Raw genomic sequence first — 18,165 nt, 5'->3', positions numbered from 1 at the left:
GGAGTAAATCAAATGACAAAAAAATTACAGTTATCAGCCGAAGAAATGCGTCAGTTAGGATATCAAGCGGTTGACTTGATTGTTGATCATATGAATCATTTAAAAAGTAAACCAGTTTCAGAAACGATTGATAGTAATATTTTTAGAGACAAGCTAATTGAAACGATTCCGGAAAACGGATCTAATCCAAAAGAATTACTTCATTTTCTTAATAACAATGTGTTTAATCAAATTACTCATGTGGATCATCCTCATTTTATGGCTTTTGTGCCAGGTCCTAACAATTATGTTGGTGTATTAGCAGATTTTTTAGCAAGTGGGTTTAATGTATTTCCTACAGCTTGGATAGTAGGTGCAGGTGCCGAACAAATTGAATTAACGACAATTAACTGGTTAAAATCAATGCTAGGATTCCCTGATTCAGCTGAAGGACTATTTGTCAGTGGTGGTTCCATGGCTAATTTGACTGCACTTACTGTAGCGAGACAGGTCAAGCTGAATAATGACATAGAAAATGCGATTGTTTATTTTTCTAACCAAACTCATTTTTCTGTAGATCGAGCACTTAAAGTATTAGGTTTTAAACAGCATCAAATTTGCCGAATTGAGACAGATGAAGACTTAAAAATTTCAGTTAGTACTTTAAGAAAACAAATAAAAGAAGATCGATTAAAAGGGAAAAAACCATTCTGTGTTATTGCTAATGCAGGGACAACGAATTGCGGAGCGGTGGACTCCCTCGATGAATTGGCTGATGTATGTAATGATGAAGATATATGGCTACACGTGGATGGGGCTTATGGGGCTGCAGCAATTCTCAGTGAAAAAGGAAGGGAGTTATTAAGTGGAATTCATCGTGCCGATTCTTTAACGTTAGACCCGCATAAATGGCTTTTTCAGCCTTATGATGTTGGTTGTGTACTTATTCGAAATAGCCAATATTTAAGTGAAACATTCCGTATGATCCCAGAGTATATTAAGGATACAGAAACTAATATAGAAGAAAAAGTGAATTTTGGGGAGCGTGGAATTGAACTTTCTCGTAGATTTAGAGCATTAAAGGTATGGCTTTCTTTTAAAGCATTCGGAGTTACAGCTTTTCGTGAGGCAATTGATCATGGCATTATGCTAGCTGAACAAGTTGAAGAGTTTTTAAGGAAAGAAAAAGATTGGGAAGTAGTAACACCCGCCCAATTAGGAATTGTTACTTTTCGTTATATTCCATGTGAGCTAACATCTACAGATACAATTCATGAAATAAACAAAAAATTGGTGGAAAAAATTAATCAAAGAGGATTTGCTATGCTAAGTACTACTAAATTAAAAGAAAAAGTAGTAATTCGACTTTGCTCTATCAACCCAAGGACAACAAAAGAAGAAATACTTCAAATCATGATGAACATAAAAGCATTGGCAGAGGAAATAAACACATCGCCTAAACATCTTATATCTGTTTCTCAACCTTGATATATTAGGCGGATTTTACATATTAATAGCCGATTCTCATTTAGAATCGGCTATTATGTTTAAATGATAACATATATACTATTTATAAGTATTTATCTTGTAATGGGATTAAGCCTCAACCTTGGATACTCGTTTGAAACCAGTCTTTATTGCTTGTACTATTTCGTTCACAGCATAAATAGATACATCGGCATTTGGATTTAACCCTTCAAACCAGTGATAGGCATTTGGATATAAATGAAACTCCACATCAACACCAGCTTGCGCTAGTTTGCTTACATAGGTTAATGTTTCGCTGCGGAATGGATCTAATTGACCAACAAATGTGTAAGTATACGGTAAGTCACTATAATCCTCAGCTCGAGAAGGTGCTGCATAGGCAGGGATTTGATCCGTTCCATACATTTCTCCTAAATACATTTTCCAGCCAGCTTCATTTGCCTTTTGATTCCAAACAAATCCCTCTTTAATTTCATTCGCTGAAGGTGTATCATTTCTGTCATCAATCATTGGATATAGTGGCATTTGTAAACAAATTGAAGGATATTTTCGATCTCGGGCTAATAATGATAATGCTGCTGTTAGTCCACCGCCGGCACTTACTCCTGCAACCCCAATACGATTTGAATCAATGTTTAATGACTTTGCATTATCAGCAATCCATTTTAAAGCTGAATAACAATCCTCAATTGGTGCTGGGTAAGGGTGTTCAGGTGCTAAGCGGTAGTCTACAGATACAACCACACAGCCAGCTTCTTTTGCAAACCTCATACAAGTATCATCGTTATCATCTATAGAACCTAAGATATAACCACCACCATGTATCCATAATAAGACAGGTAAAGATTCATGATTTGATTTTGGACGATAAATTCGTAATGGTAACGGATTATCATCAGGCCCAACAATGACTTTATCTGTTAAAGAAAGAGAGTCATCAACAACGGTAGGTGGTCTCATTTGAGCTATTCCTTCTCTGATTGATTGCAAGTTTTCCGGGCGTAAATCGAGATCCGGAAACATCTCTAACCCTTGTAATAATTCTGGATTTACTCTAGTTTTCATTTTAGCACCTCTATTTGTAATTGTTTTCAAATAAATGAAGTGTATATTCTAAGTAGTTTAATTGTGAAAGAACACCACAATTAAATTGTAAATTGGATATGTTATAACGGTCAACAGAATATTCGGAAATTAAAACCTTTCTCAAGAAGGACTTTCATGCAATTAATAATACAAGTATTGGATTTAAGAGCAAAGTGGTTTAATGTCGTTGTAATTATGTACATTAGAAAAATTTCTTTTTGAGTCTAGAAAAGGATTAGATTCTTTTCTAGACTCATGAAGAATTATGAAAAGCAAAATTTTATAGATAGTTATCTTAAAAATAAACAAAGAGAGAAGAACTAACCAATGTTCTTCTCTCTTTTTCATATGTAATTAGGGTATCCTTAACTGCAAATACGGATGGTATAGATTAATGGATGAATAATTTCCTTTTAAATTAATAACGGAATACATAAAGATTTTTATATGTAATATTGCATATACAGGGACTACTAGTGAAAATGTTGAGCAATGTTTTTCCATATGGTAAATTAGTTCCTTAGTTATTTATTTTATTTCATTTTCAATCGTGTAAGGCTAGGGGCGAAGATTTACAAAGGTGACTAGTAAAAAATATAACAATATAAGTATAAGATTTTGTACTTAGTAATCTCGCGATTTAAGGCATGACATTGGATAAGTGCGGGGAGTTCAATCGATTTTGAATAAAATCAATAGTATCAGTTGCAATTTTTTTACGTTTAAGAACGATCCCGGCATGCCCACATTTATAAATATATCGTGGAGGTCTTTCCCAAGATTCCCACAAGTAGTCTGTATCCTCAGAATGCACATATAGATCATGCTTACCTGAAATTAATAAAATATTTTCTTTTTTTACTTTTGGCAATGCTTGACTCGGTTCAGTGATTTTCCAATAATCTATTAAATCATCATACGTAACACCATGATGTTCCAAGTCTTCTCTAATAAATTTACCTGGAGTTGTATTCCAAATAGAATAAGAAAGTCGATTTGCATAGAAAATGGATGCTAACACATCAATTTCTTCTTCAACAAGAGAGGTTAAGTTAGTAATAAATCCGCCTAAACTAATTCCTATTAGAATGAGGGGCCCATTTTTATTTGCTTTAATCCATTTAATCAAAGCCCGTAAATCAGCTACCGCTTGTCTAGTTGCTTGTACTGTTCGTTCAATATTTGCACTTACCATGTACTCTCCACTGAATAAGGATTGATCGGGTTTTCTTTCAAAATGATAGGGTAGAGTGAAATAATACATATTCCACTTCAGGCTGGTCATATGGTCATGGAATATTTTTTTTACACGTTCGTTAGAATCCATTCTCCAACCGTGAACAAAGATAACATGAGGGGCATCTTCAGTTTTATGTAAGAATAATTCCCCAGTTACAGAATCGTTGCGTGAATCACCGGATTGAACCGAGCTTTTATAGTTGAATTGCCCAACCATGTATTCATTTTCCTGCTTTGAATGCTTAATGTCAAAATGAATATGTGATGGTTTTACTTTATAAAAAGATTCTATGTCCTTTATATTTAATGAAGTGTTAGAAAGGGAAGTATACTGAAACTCTACACTTCTTTTTTTATGTAAATCATACAAGGCGTACCGATCAATGAGTTTTGAAAAAATCAAATTAACCTCCTCCAAGATACATATTGTTTAAAACATGGACAAAATTTATGTTGTAAATTAATTATAAAATATTCTCTTTTCCTAATAGTAGGTGATAAATTTGTATATCATATTATAAAGCTTGCAATAAAATAAAACTATAAATATATACTAAAATTTAAGAAGTAAGTTAATGTTCATATCCATATAAAAGAATATTAAATTGTTTCTTTTCTTATTAAAAGATGTAATTTCTATTAGGAACTTACATTCTCATATAAATATTTACAAATAGGTTTCTCTATATTTATTGTATAGAAATTACACAGTAAATATTTTTTGTGCTACATACATTAAATTAATCTTAACCTTTAATAAATTTATTAAACGGAATAACTCCATATCAATATTCAAAAACGGCTGCATTTTTGAATTTGTGTTCTAGCTTTTCTGAAACAGGTAAATAACTACACATAAACTCCTTATATCTCTAGTTAAACTACCGATTAGCTCCATATAAACTCTAGATAACCTATATAGAATACAAGTTATCAAGGAGGTAAGAAAAAATGAATTTTATGAAACGAGCAATTCTCAGTATGAAAAAAAGGACAGGAACATCATTAATTTTGATGGCAGTTTTTCTGATTGTTACAAATTTGGTTCTTTCAGGTTTCACAATCCAAAATGCATCAAAAAAAGCAGCGGATGCTGCAAGAAAAAAACTTGGTGCAGATGTTACTTTAGGTCTTGATTTCGACAAATTAGGTCAAAAAGCTAAGGAAACTGGAGAAATGCCAAATCCGCCGCAGCTCGATGCAAAAGAAACAGATCAATTAGCGAAGTCCAAGTATGTAAAAGATTATAATTACATAGCTAACACTTTCGGTATTTCTGATGGGCTTAAACTAGTAGGAGCTTCAGAAGGAGAAGGAAAAGGTAAAGTGGGAATGGCGGCTGCGCGAGGCGGTTCAAGCTCTGGTACAGAAATCGATATGAACGCTTCTTTTATGATTGAGGGAGTTCGCAAGACTGCATTACAAGAAAGCTTTAAAAACGGAAAAAGTAAAATCATTGATGGAAAACCAATAACAGAGCAAATGAAGGATCAGAATGTAGCTTTAATGGAAAAACGATTAGCGGAATTAAACAATTTGAAAGTAGGAGACAAAGTTAAAGTGCAATCAGGGGATAAGAAGGAAACCCTTGAGGTTGAAATTATCGGTATTTACGAAACAAATGAGCAAGCAATGGGTCAACAGGCTCCTCCTATTATGGATCCAGCTAATAAACTATATATGCCGCATTCAACTATGAAAAAATTAGAAGTAGACCAAGGTATAAGTAGTGTTCAAGTCGTGTATTTCTTGAATGATCCACAATATATTGATGCATTTAAAAAAGAAGCAAGAAAATTTAATATTGATTTTAATTATTATAAATTAGATGCGCATGATTCATTGTACAAGCAAATGATTGGTCCTATCGAAAATATCTCTTCGACTTCTCAAATGATTATTTATATTGTATCGATTGCAGGTGCGATCATTTTAGGATTAATCATTATGCTATCAATTAAAGGACGTCGTAAGGAAATGGGGATTCTGTTATCTATTGGAGAGAAAAAGTGGAAACTGATGGCACAGTTCGTAGTAGAAGTAGTATGTGTCGCTATTTTAGCATTTGGATTATCCATAACAACAGGAGCTAAGGTTTCTCAATATATCGGGGATAATTTACTTTCGAGTGAAATTGCTACAGCAAACGAAGAAACGGACACTACGCGAAATAGTACTGTAATGATGTCTGGATCTGGTAGTAGTACGCTACAAAATCAAAAAGAAGATCCAATTGATAAAATTGATGTAAGTGTAACAGGAGAAGATGTAGGAAAAATGGGTGGAATTGGACTAGCTATTGCTATAATAGCAACGCTTCTTCCGGCATTATCTATTCTACGTTTAAACCCAAAACAAATTCTTTTAAAAGATGAATGAGGAGGCTCGATATGGAGACAATTTTACAGTTTAAAAATTTAGATTATTATTATGAAAGTAATGGAAAAAATGTAGCAATACTAGAAAATGTTAACTTTTCTTTTCAAAAAGGACATTTCTACACGATTTTAGGACCATCTGGATCTGGTAAAACCACAACTCTAAGCTTAGGTTGTGGACTAGATGTCCCTAAAAATGGTTATGTACTGTATAATGGCAAAGATATTAGAAAAATTGGTTTGGATCGATACCGTAATCAAAATGTATCTGTAATTTTCCAATCTTATAACTTAATAACCTATATGACAGCTCTTCAAAATGTCTTAACAGCAATGGAAATTACAGGTGTTAAAGTGCAAAATAAAACAGCAAGAGCATTACAGTTATTAGAGAGGGTAGGACTCTCAGAAGCTGAAGCGAAACGAAACGTCCTGCAACTAAGCGGTGGGCAACAACAGCGTGTAGCAATTGCTCGAGCACTATCTTGTAATGTTGATTTATTGATTGCGGATGAGCCAACAGGAAACCTTGATGAGCAAACCGCAATGGATATTATAGAACTGTTTCAAGAACTTGCACATAAAGAGAATAAATGTATTATTGTTGTGACGCACTCACAGGAGGTTGCTAAAAAATCAGATCGTGCAGTGTATTTAAGTAAGAAGAAGTTGGTTGTAAATGAAATCTAATATAAACATCGTAGCTGTTCAATTCACATAATTTTCAAAATCTAGACCTTTCAAAAGCTTATATTTGTTTTATAATAAAATCAAGCCATAATCAAAATGGTCTCCCTGTACTGAATGTTAAAATAGTTTGTTGTTCCCGTTTTAATAATATTTGAAAAAGAACTTGTAGGATATTCTACAAGTTCTTTTTAGTATAATTGGTTACCTATATCATGGGATAATCATACATAAAAAACGGAACATTAACTAGATGTATAATCTAAATATCGTCCCGTTTACCTATCTATGTATCTGTATAGTTATTGCAGAATTAAACCTACAATCATAATTAAACTAAATACTATCATCCAACCAAACGCGCAATATCCAAAAATTTTAATCCATTTAGGTAATTGATTCATGTTAATTTTATTTGTGGGAACTCCTTGCATCGAAAACATCATTTTTTGATCTCTATCTCTATTATTTTGTTGTTCATACATAATATCATCACCTTTCCAGAACTATTGTGTTTATAGTATATCAACCTAAAGAAAATTATGTACAGAATAAAAGAGGATAGCATATATATTATGTGGTGAATTTTATAAATAAATGCATTTAATTGCCATGATTCTAAGTGCTAGTACGTTATAAATACTGAACAAGAGCCCTACATAAATAGGACTCTTGTTCTTCAAATATTAACTTGCTGGATATGCATCAGAACCAAGATAACGTTCTTTTATAATTTGAAGATGATGAAGCTCATGACCGGCAATGATGTATGCTAATGCACGAACTGTAACTTCAGAATTATTCGCATTTCCTCTTTGTGACCAGGCTTCTTTATCTAAGCTTCTAAGTAAATACAGGGTAGATTGGCGAACAACTATTAAATTCTCAAGAAGATCTTGCATAGATTGCTTATCAAAAGCAGCTCTAAGAACATACATATCATCATTATAGCCTGGAAGTTCTGCTGTCTCGCCTCGAGCGATAGATAGCAATCGATACGCCATAATACGTTCTGTATCTGCTATATGACCGATTACTTCTTTTATACTCCATTTAGTAGGAGCATACCGGAAAAGTCCCTTACTATTAGAAATTCCCTTTAATAAAAGATTCGTTTCCTTCATTTGTTGTTCTAGAATATGTATGATATTTCCGTCTGATACCAAGTTGGTATACGTTGCATAATAGGAGTTATATTCACTTACCTTTGGTCTTATTTCCATACGAATCATCCTTTATGTTTAATCTTTACATATAGCTTATCATAAAAGAATTCCAAATTAATCTGAAAAATGGAGGTGAATAAACATTTTTCATCCTCCTTTTCAGTTTCATAGATGAAATGTATCTCAAATAAGAGAATCTAATTTGCTGCTAAGCGTAATTTCGCTTTTTTTGCTGTTATAGGTAAACATTTAAGTTGAATACAGTTTGTCACTACTTATGACAATCGCCATTTAAAAAGTAGCATACGTCATTAAACGAAAAGCCTGTTAATAAGTTTATACTTACTACAAAAACAAATAAACTCGCCCTATTTAAAGGAGAGTTTATTTGTTTTTATGTTTAGATAGCGGAATACTCATGCAAAATTGCACACTATGTTCCATATTTTTTATTGAATACTTTATATCTAACGTTTCAAGAATTTGTTTAACAATATATAGCCCCAAACCACTTCCTCCAGTATTTCGATTCCTTGATTTTTCAATTCGATAAAATGGTTTGAAAATTTGTTGAATATCTTCATCTTTAATATTGATACCTGTATTTATAATTTTCATTTCGATTTGATCTTGTTTAGAATTCTCTCTTAACTTTATATAGACTTTTTCATTATGTGGTGAATACATAACCGCATTGTGGATAATATTTTTGCATGCTTTTTCTAAAAGAGCACAATCTGTATAAATAGAAAGGTCAGAATCAAATTCTTTTATTATTTCGATACTTTTTTGAGAAGCAAAAAATTCGAGATCTTTTGTGATTGTACCTATTAACTTTGAAGGATTAACTTCCTCTACTTTTAGTTTGAAGGTGTGTTGTTCTAATTTCGATACGCTTAAAATTTCACGAACTAATTGTTCCATACTTTCAATAATTTGATGATTTTTCTTTAAATATTGATCGCGATTTTGATAAGGGCCAATATTGTATATCATCCCTTCTAAGTATCCTTTCATTACAGTAAGAGGGGACTTTAATTCATGTGCTACAATCGCAAAAAACTCTCTGCGTTTTGTTTCTATTTCTCTTTCTTTTTCAATATCATTTTTTAATTGTTCATTTGCTTTTTTTAAATCAAACATAGCTTGTTGTAAGTTAATAGACATGTCATTCAAACTATTAGACAATTCTCCTAACTCATCTGTAGAGCGAACCTCAATTTTTTCGGAGAAATCTAAATTTGCCATCTTTTGTGCACCTTCATTAATATAAATAAGTGGCTTTGTAATAAACCTGGAATAAAAATAAGCACTTCCTATACCAATAATGAGCACAATGATACTAATATAGGGGAGAAATCGTACTAAAACCTGTGAAGCTTCATCAATCGGTTGAAATGTAGCAAAGACTATAAGTGTTAAACTACCATCTTGGAATTGAATTGGTTTCGTAACGTTATATGAATTGCTAAGGGTACTTGCATTCTCGAATCGTGTTGCTTTAGTAACTACTGTTTTTTGCGTACCACTTTGAATAAAAGAAAATGAAGGAGAGTAAATAATTACTCCTTCTTTATTTTGAAGGTAAAGCATCGCATTATTTTTTTTTGCGTATTCATCAAAAAGTGGTATCGCATCTTGAAACGTAAGATTTTTAGACTTATCAATGATTTCGTTTATCCCTGTTTGAAGTTGATCTGTTTTATATTGCTCATAAAACGTAGGGAGAAAGAAGTATAAAGTTAAATAAATCAATACTGCAAAGGATAACAAAATGAGAGATGTAGTCATAAAGAGTTTATAAGTAATTTGCTTCATCTTCATGAGTTTCACAATACTATTCATCAATTTTATAACCAATACCCTTTATTGTTTTAATATAAGGGATAGCTAATTTTTTGCGTAGGTTTTTAATATGTGTATCAATTATTCGTGTTTCTCCAAAATAATCGTACCCCCAAACCTTCTCTACGATATTTTCTCTTGTAAGTACTTTTCTCTCATTTTGAAATAGTAGTTGTAGAATTTCAAACTCTTTTGTCGTTAATATAATTTCAACATCATTTACATAGACTCTATATGCATCCACATCGATACGAACTTCTTTAAATATCAAATGATTATTTACATTTTTATCATAACTTCTTCTAAGTACAGCTTCGACTCGTCTAATCAAAACATGAAATGAAAAGGGTTTTGTTATATAATCATCGATCCCAAGATCGAATCCTTTCATTTGATCTTCCTCTTCTTCCAACGCAGTTAGCATAATAATTGGTACGTTTGACTGACTTCGAATCATTTTAGAAACTTCAAACCCATTAAGATTGGGCATCATGACATCTAGGAGAATTAAATCAAAGGATTGCTTATTAAATTGTGTCATACCCTCTAGTCCATCTGAAGCGACTACCACTGTATAATGCTGTGTCATTAAAAATTGTTTAATTAATTCCTGAATTTCTTGATCGTCCTCTACCACGAGAATATGATAGTTTTTCATAATATCACCTCTGGTAGTCATTATAGCCGTACTATCTGGAGTTTATGTGGAGATACAGTAGTAAACTTCATAGGACGTTTACTACCAAAAAGTATTATTAGCTATATTACTTTTTTATGGAGAAATAATTGATTAAAAAACTTATCGTATGAATTGATGTATGAATAATATTTACGAAAAACTAATGTATAATAATGTGAATTGTATGTAATTTCTTAAAGTTTGTGAAAATATACTTGTGCTTCTTTACCAAAAGAGGGAAAGGAATTTTAATATAGAAGAAGCTACAGTAATACTAGAGTGTGTGCCAAGAACTTTGGATTTCTCTCATCAAGTTTCTATTTAATCGTTAATCACTACATAACAATGTTCTGGCTAAACCAAAAGTTTAAAGGTACAAACTTGGAGAGATTTATATAATGTTAGAAAGGTTGTGAAATGATTTGAAGTGTTATAAAGGTATGCTGTTTGATTTAGATGATACCTTACTTGATAGGGATAAGGCAGTAGCGGCATTATTTTTAATTGTTTTAGAAAAGTGTTATGAAAATGTAGATGGTGCGGCTAAAAGCAACATGTTACAGAAATTCAAAGAATACGATAAAAGAGAATATGGCATAAGTAATAAAACGACAGTTTTAGAATCATTGTTTGATGAATTCACGCCGAAGTATAGATTGCCACGCAATTATATCCAAGATTTTTGGAATAATAATTTCCCTAGATGTTTTTCAATAGACCAAAATACTATTCATTTCTTAAATCAAATAAAGAAGCACTTTAAAGTTGGAATTATAACAAATGGCTCAACTCAGAGGCAAAAAGCTAAAATATTTAACACGAATTTAAATAGGTATTTTGAAACAATCATTATTTCTGAAGAAGTGGGATTTAGTAAACCTGATAAACGTATATTCGAACTAGCGTTAAATAAGCTAAATTTACAGCCGGAAAATACTTTATTTGTTGGGGATGACTTAGAAAAGGATATTGCTGGTCCTCAAAATATAAATATAAAAGGTGTGTGGTTTAACCCTCAAAAAATCAAGAATACTACCAAAATACAACCATATGCCGAGATTAACACTTTGGATAGTTTGTTAAGTTATGTTACTCCACAATATTTTTATAACAAGTAAAAGCAATTTCATATATATATTCAAAAATATAAAAAAGAGAAACTATCATTAATTTCATTGACCGTATTAGTAATAAAGAATAGAGGCGATTTTAATAGCTGCGGCTAATTTAATCTATGATTAATACGAAGTTTTGTAAAACAATTTTACTCATACGGTGCACATTATAAAGGGGTGGGACTATGGACATAAAGAAAGTAGTAATCGATGGAATCAATATTGCGGTCATTAGAAACGATAAGGTATTAATATCGGATGTTCAGTCTGCATTAGATACTATGGCAACAGTTCAATACGAGGTAGATGCGAAGCATATTATTATCCACAAGTCATTAATAAGTGAAAGCTTCTTTGATTTAAAAACACGTCTTGCGGGTGATATCCTTCAAAAGTTTATAAACTACAAGGTAAAGATTGCTATCATTGGGGATTTCTCTATTTACACTAGTAAAAGCTTAAAAGACTTTATTTATGAATGTAATAAAGGGAATGACATTTTTTACTTAGCAACTGAGCAACAAGCAATTGAAAAACTAAGTACATTAAAGTAAAAATTATATCCTGCTAAATTCCCCCATTTCACTTAGTTCATGATTATATACGATATAGAAGAACTGATGTTTGTGGTAAACTAAGAGATGAATAAAGGGGGAGTTTTTTTGAACAATTTTAATGATACGATCCGAAATTTAAATAATATAGTTTACCAACCTAACAATTTAATGATTACGAATCTAAAAGAAGAAAAGCAAAACGCAGAATATGCAGGATGTTTATTCCGCTTAAATAACAAAACCATTCGTTTTAGAAAATCAAAAGTTACTCCTAATAAAATTGGTCAATTTGTTTCTTTTTGGGAGAAAGATGACAACATGCAAAATCAAGCATTTTCTTATGACGCTGCTCCTGATTTATTAGTTATTACTTGTATAGATGATCATAAACTAGGACAATTCATTTTGCCTAAAGAGATTCTTCTTAAGGAAAAAATCTTGAGAACACAAAATCAAAAAGGCAAGATGGCTATGAGGATTTATCCTATATGGGATAAGCCTGTCAGCAATCAAGCTAAGAAAAACCGGGAAAACCACCCGGTCCTTTTTCGTCTAGCGAAAATCCGATAAATTGTACATAATCCCATCAATCCCTGTGTAATCCTGCGGATACATATCTTCACCACATCGTTCACAGGAAAACCTAGGCGGAACAATCGAATCTCCTACATCCATGATATCAAATCTTCTTACCACAGAATCGGGAATATTTTCTGTTTGAGCACAGCCTACACAAACATACTGTACATAGCTAATTCGCTTATGTCCAACTGTGTTTTTCTTCTTTTTCTTTTTTCGATGTTTGCTTACTGGCGAAATAATCAATCACCCTCTTTAAATAATTTCGCGTATTTTGGCATAAAGCTACTTTTATTTTCCATTCTCTGCTTTCTAGGCAGACTTCCCCCTTGTATTCATAAAATGATTCACATTTTGGACAAAGAAGAGGATCTTTTTTTCCACTCGCGATAACTCGTTCCCTCCACGTCTGACGACGTAGTGTTTTTTTCACTTTTATTATCCAACGTCTGGCTTTCTTTTGCCATTCATTTAATAGTTTTTTACATAATGTTTTAATTCGACGTGCATACATGCCATAATGACGAATCATTTTGAATTGCTCATCTGGAATATGACGAATTAATCGAGAAATAAACTCTTCTACAGATATCGTTTCTACTTTTTTCCTCCCATCTAATTTGTCCGTATATGTAAAAGAAACAGATTGCCCATCATATTCCTCGATCCGGTTCAACCCAATAGCAGGTCGACGAATATAGCGGCCAATATACCGAAGTTGTTTTTTTACGTTTCCTTTCTGTTTCGGAGCATGTACATAGAAGCCTTTCCCATTATCAGAAAATGCTTTTTGAAGTTTCGATTGAATTGGCTTTTTTTCTGCCACCGTGAGCTCTTTTCGAATCAGTTTTAACACGATGGTTTGCCACTGTTTCCGAAGCATCTCAAACGGAAGAAAATCATACCCTTTCCACTCTCCAATCTTTGTCATCCCACCCATTGTAACAAGTATATGAACATGCGGATTAAAATTAATTCTAGTGCCGAAGGTGTGAAGACCTACGATAATACCGGGTGTTACCTTAATTTTCTTTTGAAAATAATCCACCAACAGCCTGGCGGCCTCATCCATAAAAATCTTTAATAAATGGCGGTGCAAAAGAAAAATATCTCGAAGTCCTTCATCTACGGTAAAAATAACATGACGATGATTCACCTGAAGTACGTCTTCTGAAAGAAGTCTACTCCATTCTTCACTTTCTCCTACAGAACAAGTTGTACAAAATCGTCCTTTACAACGATAAGGAACTTTTCGAACATGATGACACCCTTCACATACAAACAATTTAAATCCATTTTCAGGGTCTCCACACCCTCTAAATTTTTCAATTTCTTTCAAAACAACTGGACGGATCCTCGCTCCATATTTATCTTTAAATCGTTCCCAATGATTATGTTCATCAAAGAAAATACGTTTTAATATATTTGCTTCCATAACTAAAAAATATCACAATCTAGCGCATTATGGAAATTCCAAATATTGTTCAAAATCCCTTACATAACAAGCTTTCCAAGGAAGCAATTCGTGCTTAAAAACTTATACTTTCTTATCTTTTAAAAAGAGCCAAATGTGGCAACTTCAGTATTTTGTTGATTTAAGCGATTGTAATAATTCACCTATAGACAAACTATTAAATTTGTATTTGTAGCTTCTTATCTTTAGTGATCTTGTCGGTTAGACTTTTTGTACCGGTACAGTTACATAAAATGTACGTTGTTACAGTACCCCTTAAAACTTACAATCAGCATATATTATTTAAACTTATAAAATTTTAAGGGGTGCTAAATATGACAAGTTTACAAGATCAGCTTTTCGCAAGATTAAATCTTAAAAAACGTAATGAAGTAACGTTTGAAGAATTACCTACTATACTCTTTTCATTTGCACATACTATACCATTTGAGAATTTAGACGTTATAGCACGAAATACGAATCAAATCTCTCTGGAAAACTTACGAGAGAAAATTTTAACTAGTTCCCGTGGTGGACTTTGCTACGAATTAAACACCCTTTTTTACTATTTCTTAAAAGACTGTGGCTATGATGTACAACTGGCATTAGGTACGGTTTATAAAAATGATATAAATGCATGGGCACTTGAGGATGGCCATATAACAATTATTTTAACTTATGATAATCTACAGTATTTAATTGATGTAGGTATAGCTTCATTAGTACCTCTTGTTCCTGTACCTTTTACTGATGAGTCTGTTTCTTCAAAGAATGGTTCGTACCGGGTGAGACGAAAAGATACGAGTAAAGGAAATTATGTTTTAGAAAGAATAGATGCTGAAGGAGAATGGAAAGTTTGTCATGCCTTTTATAAACATATTATTGATGAGATAGTAGTAAACGATGTTCAAAGAAGAGTAATAGAAGATGAGAAATCTATTTTTAATAAGGGACCAATTGCAGTGAAATTGACGGACTCTGGGCATGTCTCTTTAACGAATAATAGTGTAACTGAAATTATTTATGGAGCAAAAACTAAGCGTGAGGTTACAGAAGAGCAATATAGAGAGCTTTTATATACTTTATTTGCTATTAAGTTATGAATAATAAAGATAGCCGGTACTTAATCAGAGGCGGCTATCTTTATTATTTTTTGGTGTAAATGGTTTTCGTCTAATATGTTTCGGAAACTGCGGTATAGTTAATGTTTCCTCAGTTTCTTCATATGTATGAAAAACTGGTTCTTTTGCAGCAGAATAATATGATTTAAAGTTTGATTTTCTTAATACATATAATACACTAGAACAGTACGAAAAAGTATGTACAATGAATTTTGAATGTAAAGGAAGATTATTATGTCAGTTATTGATAAATTGAAACTTAATAAGTATACAAATATGGTCGTAATTAACGAACCAAGTAATTATGACATTTTTACAGGTAAAGAAACTGTATTCTCAAAAGAACACGATGCTATCTTTATATTTGTAGAAACGCTTGATGAAATGGTGAAACAAACGAATTTTATTATTAGTAATGAAGAATTACTAATTGAAAAAGGTTACGTGTTCTTCGCATATCCGAAAAAAGGTAATGCTCGTTATAGTACGTTTATTCACCGTGATGAGATGTTTCCGGCATTAAACGTTGGAGAAGATGGTTATGTGGGAGAAAGCAATATTAAATTTGCACGAATGGTAAGTATGGATGAAGTCTTTACTGTTGTAGGTTTAAAACGTGAAAAGAAAAAAACAATGAAAACATCTGCTATGAGTCAATGTGTTGCCGATTATGCAGATCGAATTAAAGATGTTGAAGCATTATTAGCTAATCATCCGAATGAACTTAAGTTTTATCAAAGTTTAACGCCTGGATACCAAAAAGATTGGGCACGTAATCTTTTTTCTATGAAACAAGAAAAAACACGTGAAAAACGTCTAGAGAAAATGATAAAAATCCTTTCACAAGGCTATAAAACAATTGAATTATTCCGTAAGAAGAAAAAATAATGACTAAGAAAGTCACAATGCTGCAACAATTAATTGTGATGAGTACATTGAAAAAAGCATTCCTTCCATTATACTAAGGAATGTTCTTATATTTATATAATTAGCAAAAAGAGAAAAGGTGTTTGAAATGAAATCGTATATTGTAGTTGGATCTGGAATTTTAGGAGCGTCTACTGCTTATCATCTTGCTAAAGCAGGTGCGAATGTTACTATCGTGGATCGCCAACAATTAGGGCAAGCAACTGATGCAGGAGCAGGTATTGTATGTCCATGGCTATCACAGCGTCGTAATAAAGCATGGTATAAAATCGTTAAAGGCGGTGCACGTTACTATTCTTCGTTAATTCAGCAATTAGAAGAAGACGGTGAAACTGACACAGGATATAATCGTGTAGGTGCAATTAGTTTACATACTGACGAAAAAAAGTTAGATCAAATGGAAGAGCGAGCTTATAAACGACGTGAAGATGCCCCAGAGATTGGTGAAATCACTCGCTTATCAGCTGAAGAAACAAAAAAATTATTCCCAGCATTATCAGACGAATATAGTTCTGTTCATATTAGTGGTGCTGCACGAGTAAATGGAAGATTATTACGCAATGCATTAATAAGTGCTGCGAAAAAACATGGTGCAACTTTTATAAAAGGCGATGCCATATTAGTCCGTGAAGGAAATCATATTACTGGAGTTATAGTAAACGATGAAACAATTTTAGCAGAAAAGGTTCTTGTAACTGCAGGTGCATGGGCGAATGAAATCTTGAACCCATTAGGAATTAATTTCTTAGTTACATTCCAAAAAGGACAAATTGTTCATCTGCAAATTGAAAATACAGCAACAGAAAATATGCCAGTTGTTATGCCGCCAAACGATCAATATATTTTAACGTTCGACAATGGTCATGTCGTAATTGGTGCAACACATGAGAATGATACGGGTTTCGATCATCGTGTAACAGCAGGTGGTCTACATGAAGTATTCCATAAAGCATTAGCAGTTGCACCTGGCTTAGAAAATGCTACAATGCTTGAAACGAGAGTTGGATTCAGACCATTCACACCAGGATTCTTACCTGTTATCGGACCGCTACCTAACTTTGAAGGAATTCTCGTTGCGAATGGATTAGGAGCTTCGGGTTTAACAGCTGGTCCATACTTAGGAGCGGAACTTGCTAAACTAGCGCTCGGACAACCGATTGAATTAGATTTAAATGATTATGACGTTGCTGGAGCAATTGAATAATATGGAGTACTGCTAACATTTAGGAAAACCATGCTAAACAAATTTGACAAGGAATAAACAGTTTTTCCTCTGTTAAGAGTATGCCTGTTTATGAAAAATAAAATTCTTTAAAAATAGAGGGCCGACATTATAAACCTGCATTAATAATGTAGAATTGTGATGTCGACTCTTTATTCATATTGATTTAAAACTTATTTTCGAGAGGAGGTTGAGTAATGAGAGCACCATATCAAGTATTGATATTTCCTTATATAAAAACTGACGATTCTATTCAATATGGTATTTTTAACCGAAGTGATTATGGTTATTGGCAAGGAATAGCTGGTGGCGGAGAAGACGGTGAGATTCCTATTGAATCAGCAAAACGGGAAGCGTTTGAAGAGGCTGGTATTACAAGAGAATGTCCATATATACAATTAGATTCTGTGTCTTCACTACCAGTAGAGGATGTAGTTGGAGGATTCCTTTGGGGAGAAGAGGTTTATGTAATAAAAGAATTTTCTTTTGGAGTTAAAGTCCCTACAAAAAACATATCATTATCTAAAGAACACTTCAATTATAAATGGTTATGCTTCGAGGAAGCAGTAACGTTTTTGAAATGGGATAGCAACAAAATAGCATTGTGGGAATTAAACAAAAGGCTATTAAAACAATAAAAGTTT

17 protein-coding genes and 2 pseudogenes are annotated in these 18,165 nt (G+C 32.7%); 11 read left to right on the top strand and 8 right to left on the bottom strand.

What is annotated here, in order from left to right; translation table 11 throughout:
- The first annotated feature begins 12 nt into the window (after window positions 1–12).
- Window positions 13–1,467, top strand: coding sequence for a pyridoxal phosphate-dependent decarboxylase family protein (locus MHI28_RS03155; protein ID WP_000162822.1), 1,455 nt, complete (start codon window positions 13–15; stop codon window positions 1,465–1,467).
- Between the two features lie 108 nt (window positions 1,468–1,575).
- On the opposite strand, the gene MHI28_RS03150 is transcribed toward MHI28_RS03155, so the two are convergent.
- Together MHI28_RS03150 and MHI28_RS03145 are read right to left on the bottom strand one after the other, a co-directional pair.
- Window positions 1,576–2,532: an alpha/beta hydrolase gene (locus MHI28_RS03150; RefSeq protein ID WP_000857939.1), complete on the bottom strand. Its 957-nt coding sequence runs from the start codon at window positions 2,530–2,532 to the stop codon at window positions 1,576–1,578.
- Window positions 2,533–3,193: 661 nt separating this feature from the next.
- Window positions 3,194–4,195, bottom strand: a complete 1,002-nt coding sequence (locus MHI28_RS03145) for an alpha/beta hydrolase (protein ID WP_000577725.1) — start codon at window positions 4,193–4,195, stop codon at window positions 3,194–3,196.
- A gap of 548 nt (window positions 4,196–4,743) precedes the next feature.
- Here MHI28_RS03145 and MHI28_RS03140 point away from each other — a divergent pair.
- Together MHI28_RS03140 and MHI28_RS03135 are read left to right on the top strand one after the other, a co-directional pair.
- The gene (locus MHI28_RS03140; protein WP_340827604.1) at window positions 4,744–6,171 is read left to right on the top strand and encodes an ABC transporter permease; all 1,428 of its coding nucleotides are present in this window, start codon (window positions 4,744–4,746) and stop codon (window positions 6,169–6,171) included.
- 11 nt (window positions 6,172–6,182) lie between these two features.
- The gene (locus MHI28_RS03135; RefSeq protein WP_000447865.1) at window positions 6,183–6,860 is read left to right on the top strand and encodes an ABC transporter ATP-binding protein; all 678 of its coding nucleotides are present in this window, start codon (window positions 6,183–6,185) and stop codon (window positions 6,858–6,860) included.
- Between the two features lie 299 nt (window positions 6,861–7,159).
- On the opposite strand, the gene MHI28_RS03130 is transcribed toward MHI28_RS03135, so the two are convergent.
- From MHI28_RS03130 to MHI28_RS03115, 4 genes are all read right to left on the bottom strand, one after another.
- The gene (locus MHI28_RS03130) at window positions 7,160–7,342 is read right to left on the bottom strand and encodes a hypothetical protein (protein ID WP_000273237.1); all 183 of its coding nucleotides are present in this window, start codon (window positions 7,340–7,342) and stop codon (window positions 7,160–7,162) included.
- Window positions 7,343–7,543: 201 nt separating this feature from the next.
- A complete protein-coding gene (locus MHI28_RS03125; protein WP_000405918.1) occupies window positions 7,544–8,080 on the bottom strand; it encodes a DinB family protein in 537 nt (178 codons plus the stop codon).
- 327 nt (window positions 8,081–8,407) lie between these two features.
- Window positions 8,408–9,868, bottom strand: a complete 1,461-nt coding sequence (locus MHI28_RS03120; protein ID WP_001084893.1) for a sensor histidine kinase — start codon at window positions 9,866–9,868, stop codon at window positions 8,408–8,410.
- A complete protein-coding gene (locus MHI28_RS03115; RefSeq protein WP_000800727.1) occupies window positions 9,861–10,526 on the bottom strand; it encodes a response regulator transcription factor in 666 nt (221 codons plus the stop codon). Before MHI28_RS03115 ends, MHI28_RS03120 begins: the two co-directional genes overlap by 8 nt.
- Window positions 10,527–10,987: 461 nt before the next feature.
- Between MHI28_RS03115 and MHI28_RS03110 the strand changes: the two genes are divergently transcribed.
- From MHI28_RS03110 to MHI28_RS03100, 3 genes are all read left to right on the top strand, one after another.
- Window positions 10,988–11,665, top strand: coding sequence for an HAD family hydrolase (locus MHI28_RS03110; RefSeq protein WP_000895696.1), 678 nt, complete (start codon window positions 10,988–10,990; stop codon window positions 11,663–11,665).
- 182 nt (window positions 11,666–11,847) lie between these two features.
- A complete protein-coding gene (locus MHI28_RS03105; protein WP_000351862.1) occupies window positions 11,848–12,216 on the top strand; it encodes a DUF4180 domain-containing protein in 369 nt (122 codons plus the stop codon).
- A gap of 87 nt (window positions 12,217–12,303) precedes the next feature.
- Complete coding sequence (locus MHI28_RS03100; protein WP_340827603.1) at window positions 12,304–12,789, top strand: MepB family protein; 486 nt, start codon at window positions 12,304–12,306, stop codon at window positions 12,787–12,789.
- Window positions 12,790–12,979: 190 nt separating this feature from the next.
- On the opposite strand, the gene MHI28_RS03095 is transcribed toward MHI28_RS03100, so the two are convergent.
- The gene (locus MHI28_RS03095; RefSeq protein ID WP_100910182.1) at window positions 12,980–14,233 is read right to left on the bottom strand and encodes an IS91 family transposase; all 1,254 of its coding nucleotides are present in this window, start codon (window positions 14,231–14,233) and stop codon (window positions 12,980–12,982) included.
- Window positions 14,234–14,354: 121 nt separating this feature from the next.
- Between MHI28_RS03095 and MHI28_RS03090 the strand changes: the two are divergent.
- Both MHI28_RS03090 and MHI28_RS03085 read left to right on the top strand, forming a co-directional pair.
- Window positions 14,355–14,447 (top strand): annotated as a pseudogene (locus MHI28_RS03090) (MepB family protein); the annotation flags it as partial.
- Window positions 14,448–14,586: 139 nt separating this feature from the next.
- The gene (locus tag MHI28_RS03085) at window positions 14,587–15,354 is read left to right on the top strand and encodes an arylamine N-acetyltransferase family protein (RefSeq protein WP_000202741.1); all 768 of its coding nucleotides are present in this window, start codon (window positions 14,587–14,589) and stop codon (window positions 15,352–15,354) included.
- Between the two features lie 20 nt (window positions 15,355–15,374).
- Here the strand turns inward: MHI28_RS03085 and MHI28_RS36110 are convergent.
- Window positions 15,375–15,579, bottom strand: a pseudogene (locus MHI28_RS36110) (hypothetical protein).
- Between the two features lie 27 nt (window positions 15,580–15,606).
- On the opposite strand from MHI28_RS36110, the gene MHI28_RS03080 reads away from it, so the two are divergent.
- The 3 genes from MHI28_RS03080 (at window position 15,607) to MHI28_RS03070 (ending at window position 18,159) form a co-directional block, all read left to right on the top strand.
- Complete coding sequence (locus tag MHI28_RS03080) at window positions 15,607–16,260, top strand: YdeI/OmpD-associated family protein (protein WP_000110858.1); 654 nt, start codon at window positions 15,607–15,609, stop codon at window positions 16,258–16,260.
- A 127-nt stretch (window positions 16,261–16,387) separates the two neighbouring features.
- Window positions 16,388–17,503: an NAD(P)/FAD-dependent oxidoreductase gene (locus tag MHI28_RS03075; RefSeq protein WP_002082676.1), complete on the top strand. Its 1,116-nt coding sequence runs from the start codon at window positions 16,388–16,390 to the stop codon at window positions 17,501–17,503.
- A 215-nt stretch (window positions 17,504–17,718) separates the two neighbouring features.
- Window positions 17,719–18,159: an NUDIX hydrolase gene (locus MHI28_RS03070; RefSeq protein ID WP_001202615.1), complete on the top strand. Its 441-nt coding sequence runs from the start codon at window positions 17,719–17,721 to the stop codon at window positions 18,157–18,159.
- Window positions 18,160–18,165 lie beyond the last annotated feature (6 nt).

This window comes from Bacillus sp. FSL K6-0268 (genome assembly GCF_038005425.1).
GTDB lineage: Bacteria > Bacillota > Bacilli > Bacillales > Bacillaceae_G > Bacillus_A > Bacillus_A thuringiensis_S.
Note: the sequence above shows the minus strand (reverse complement) of the source record. Positions and strands in the feature narration are given on the sequence as shown.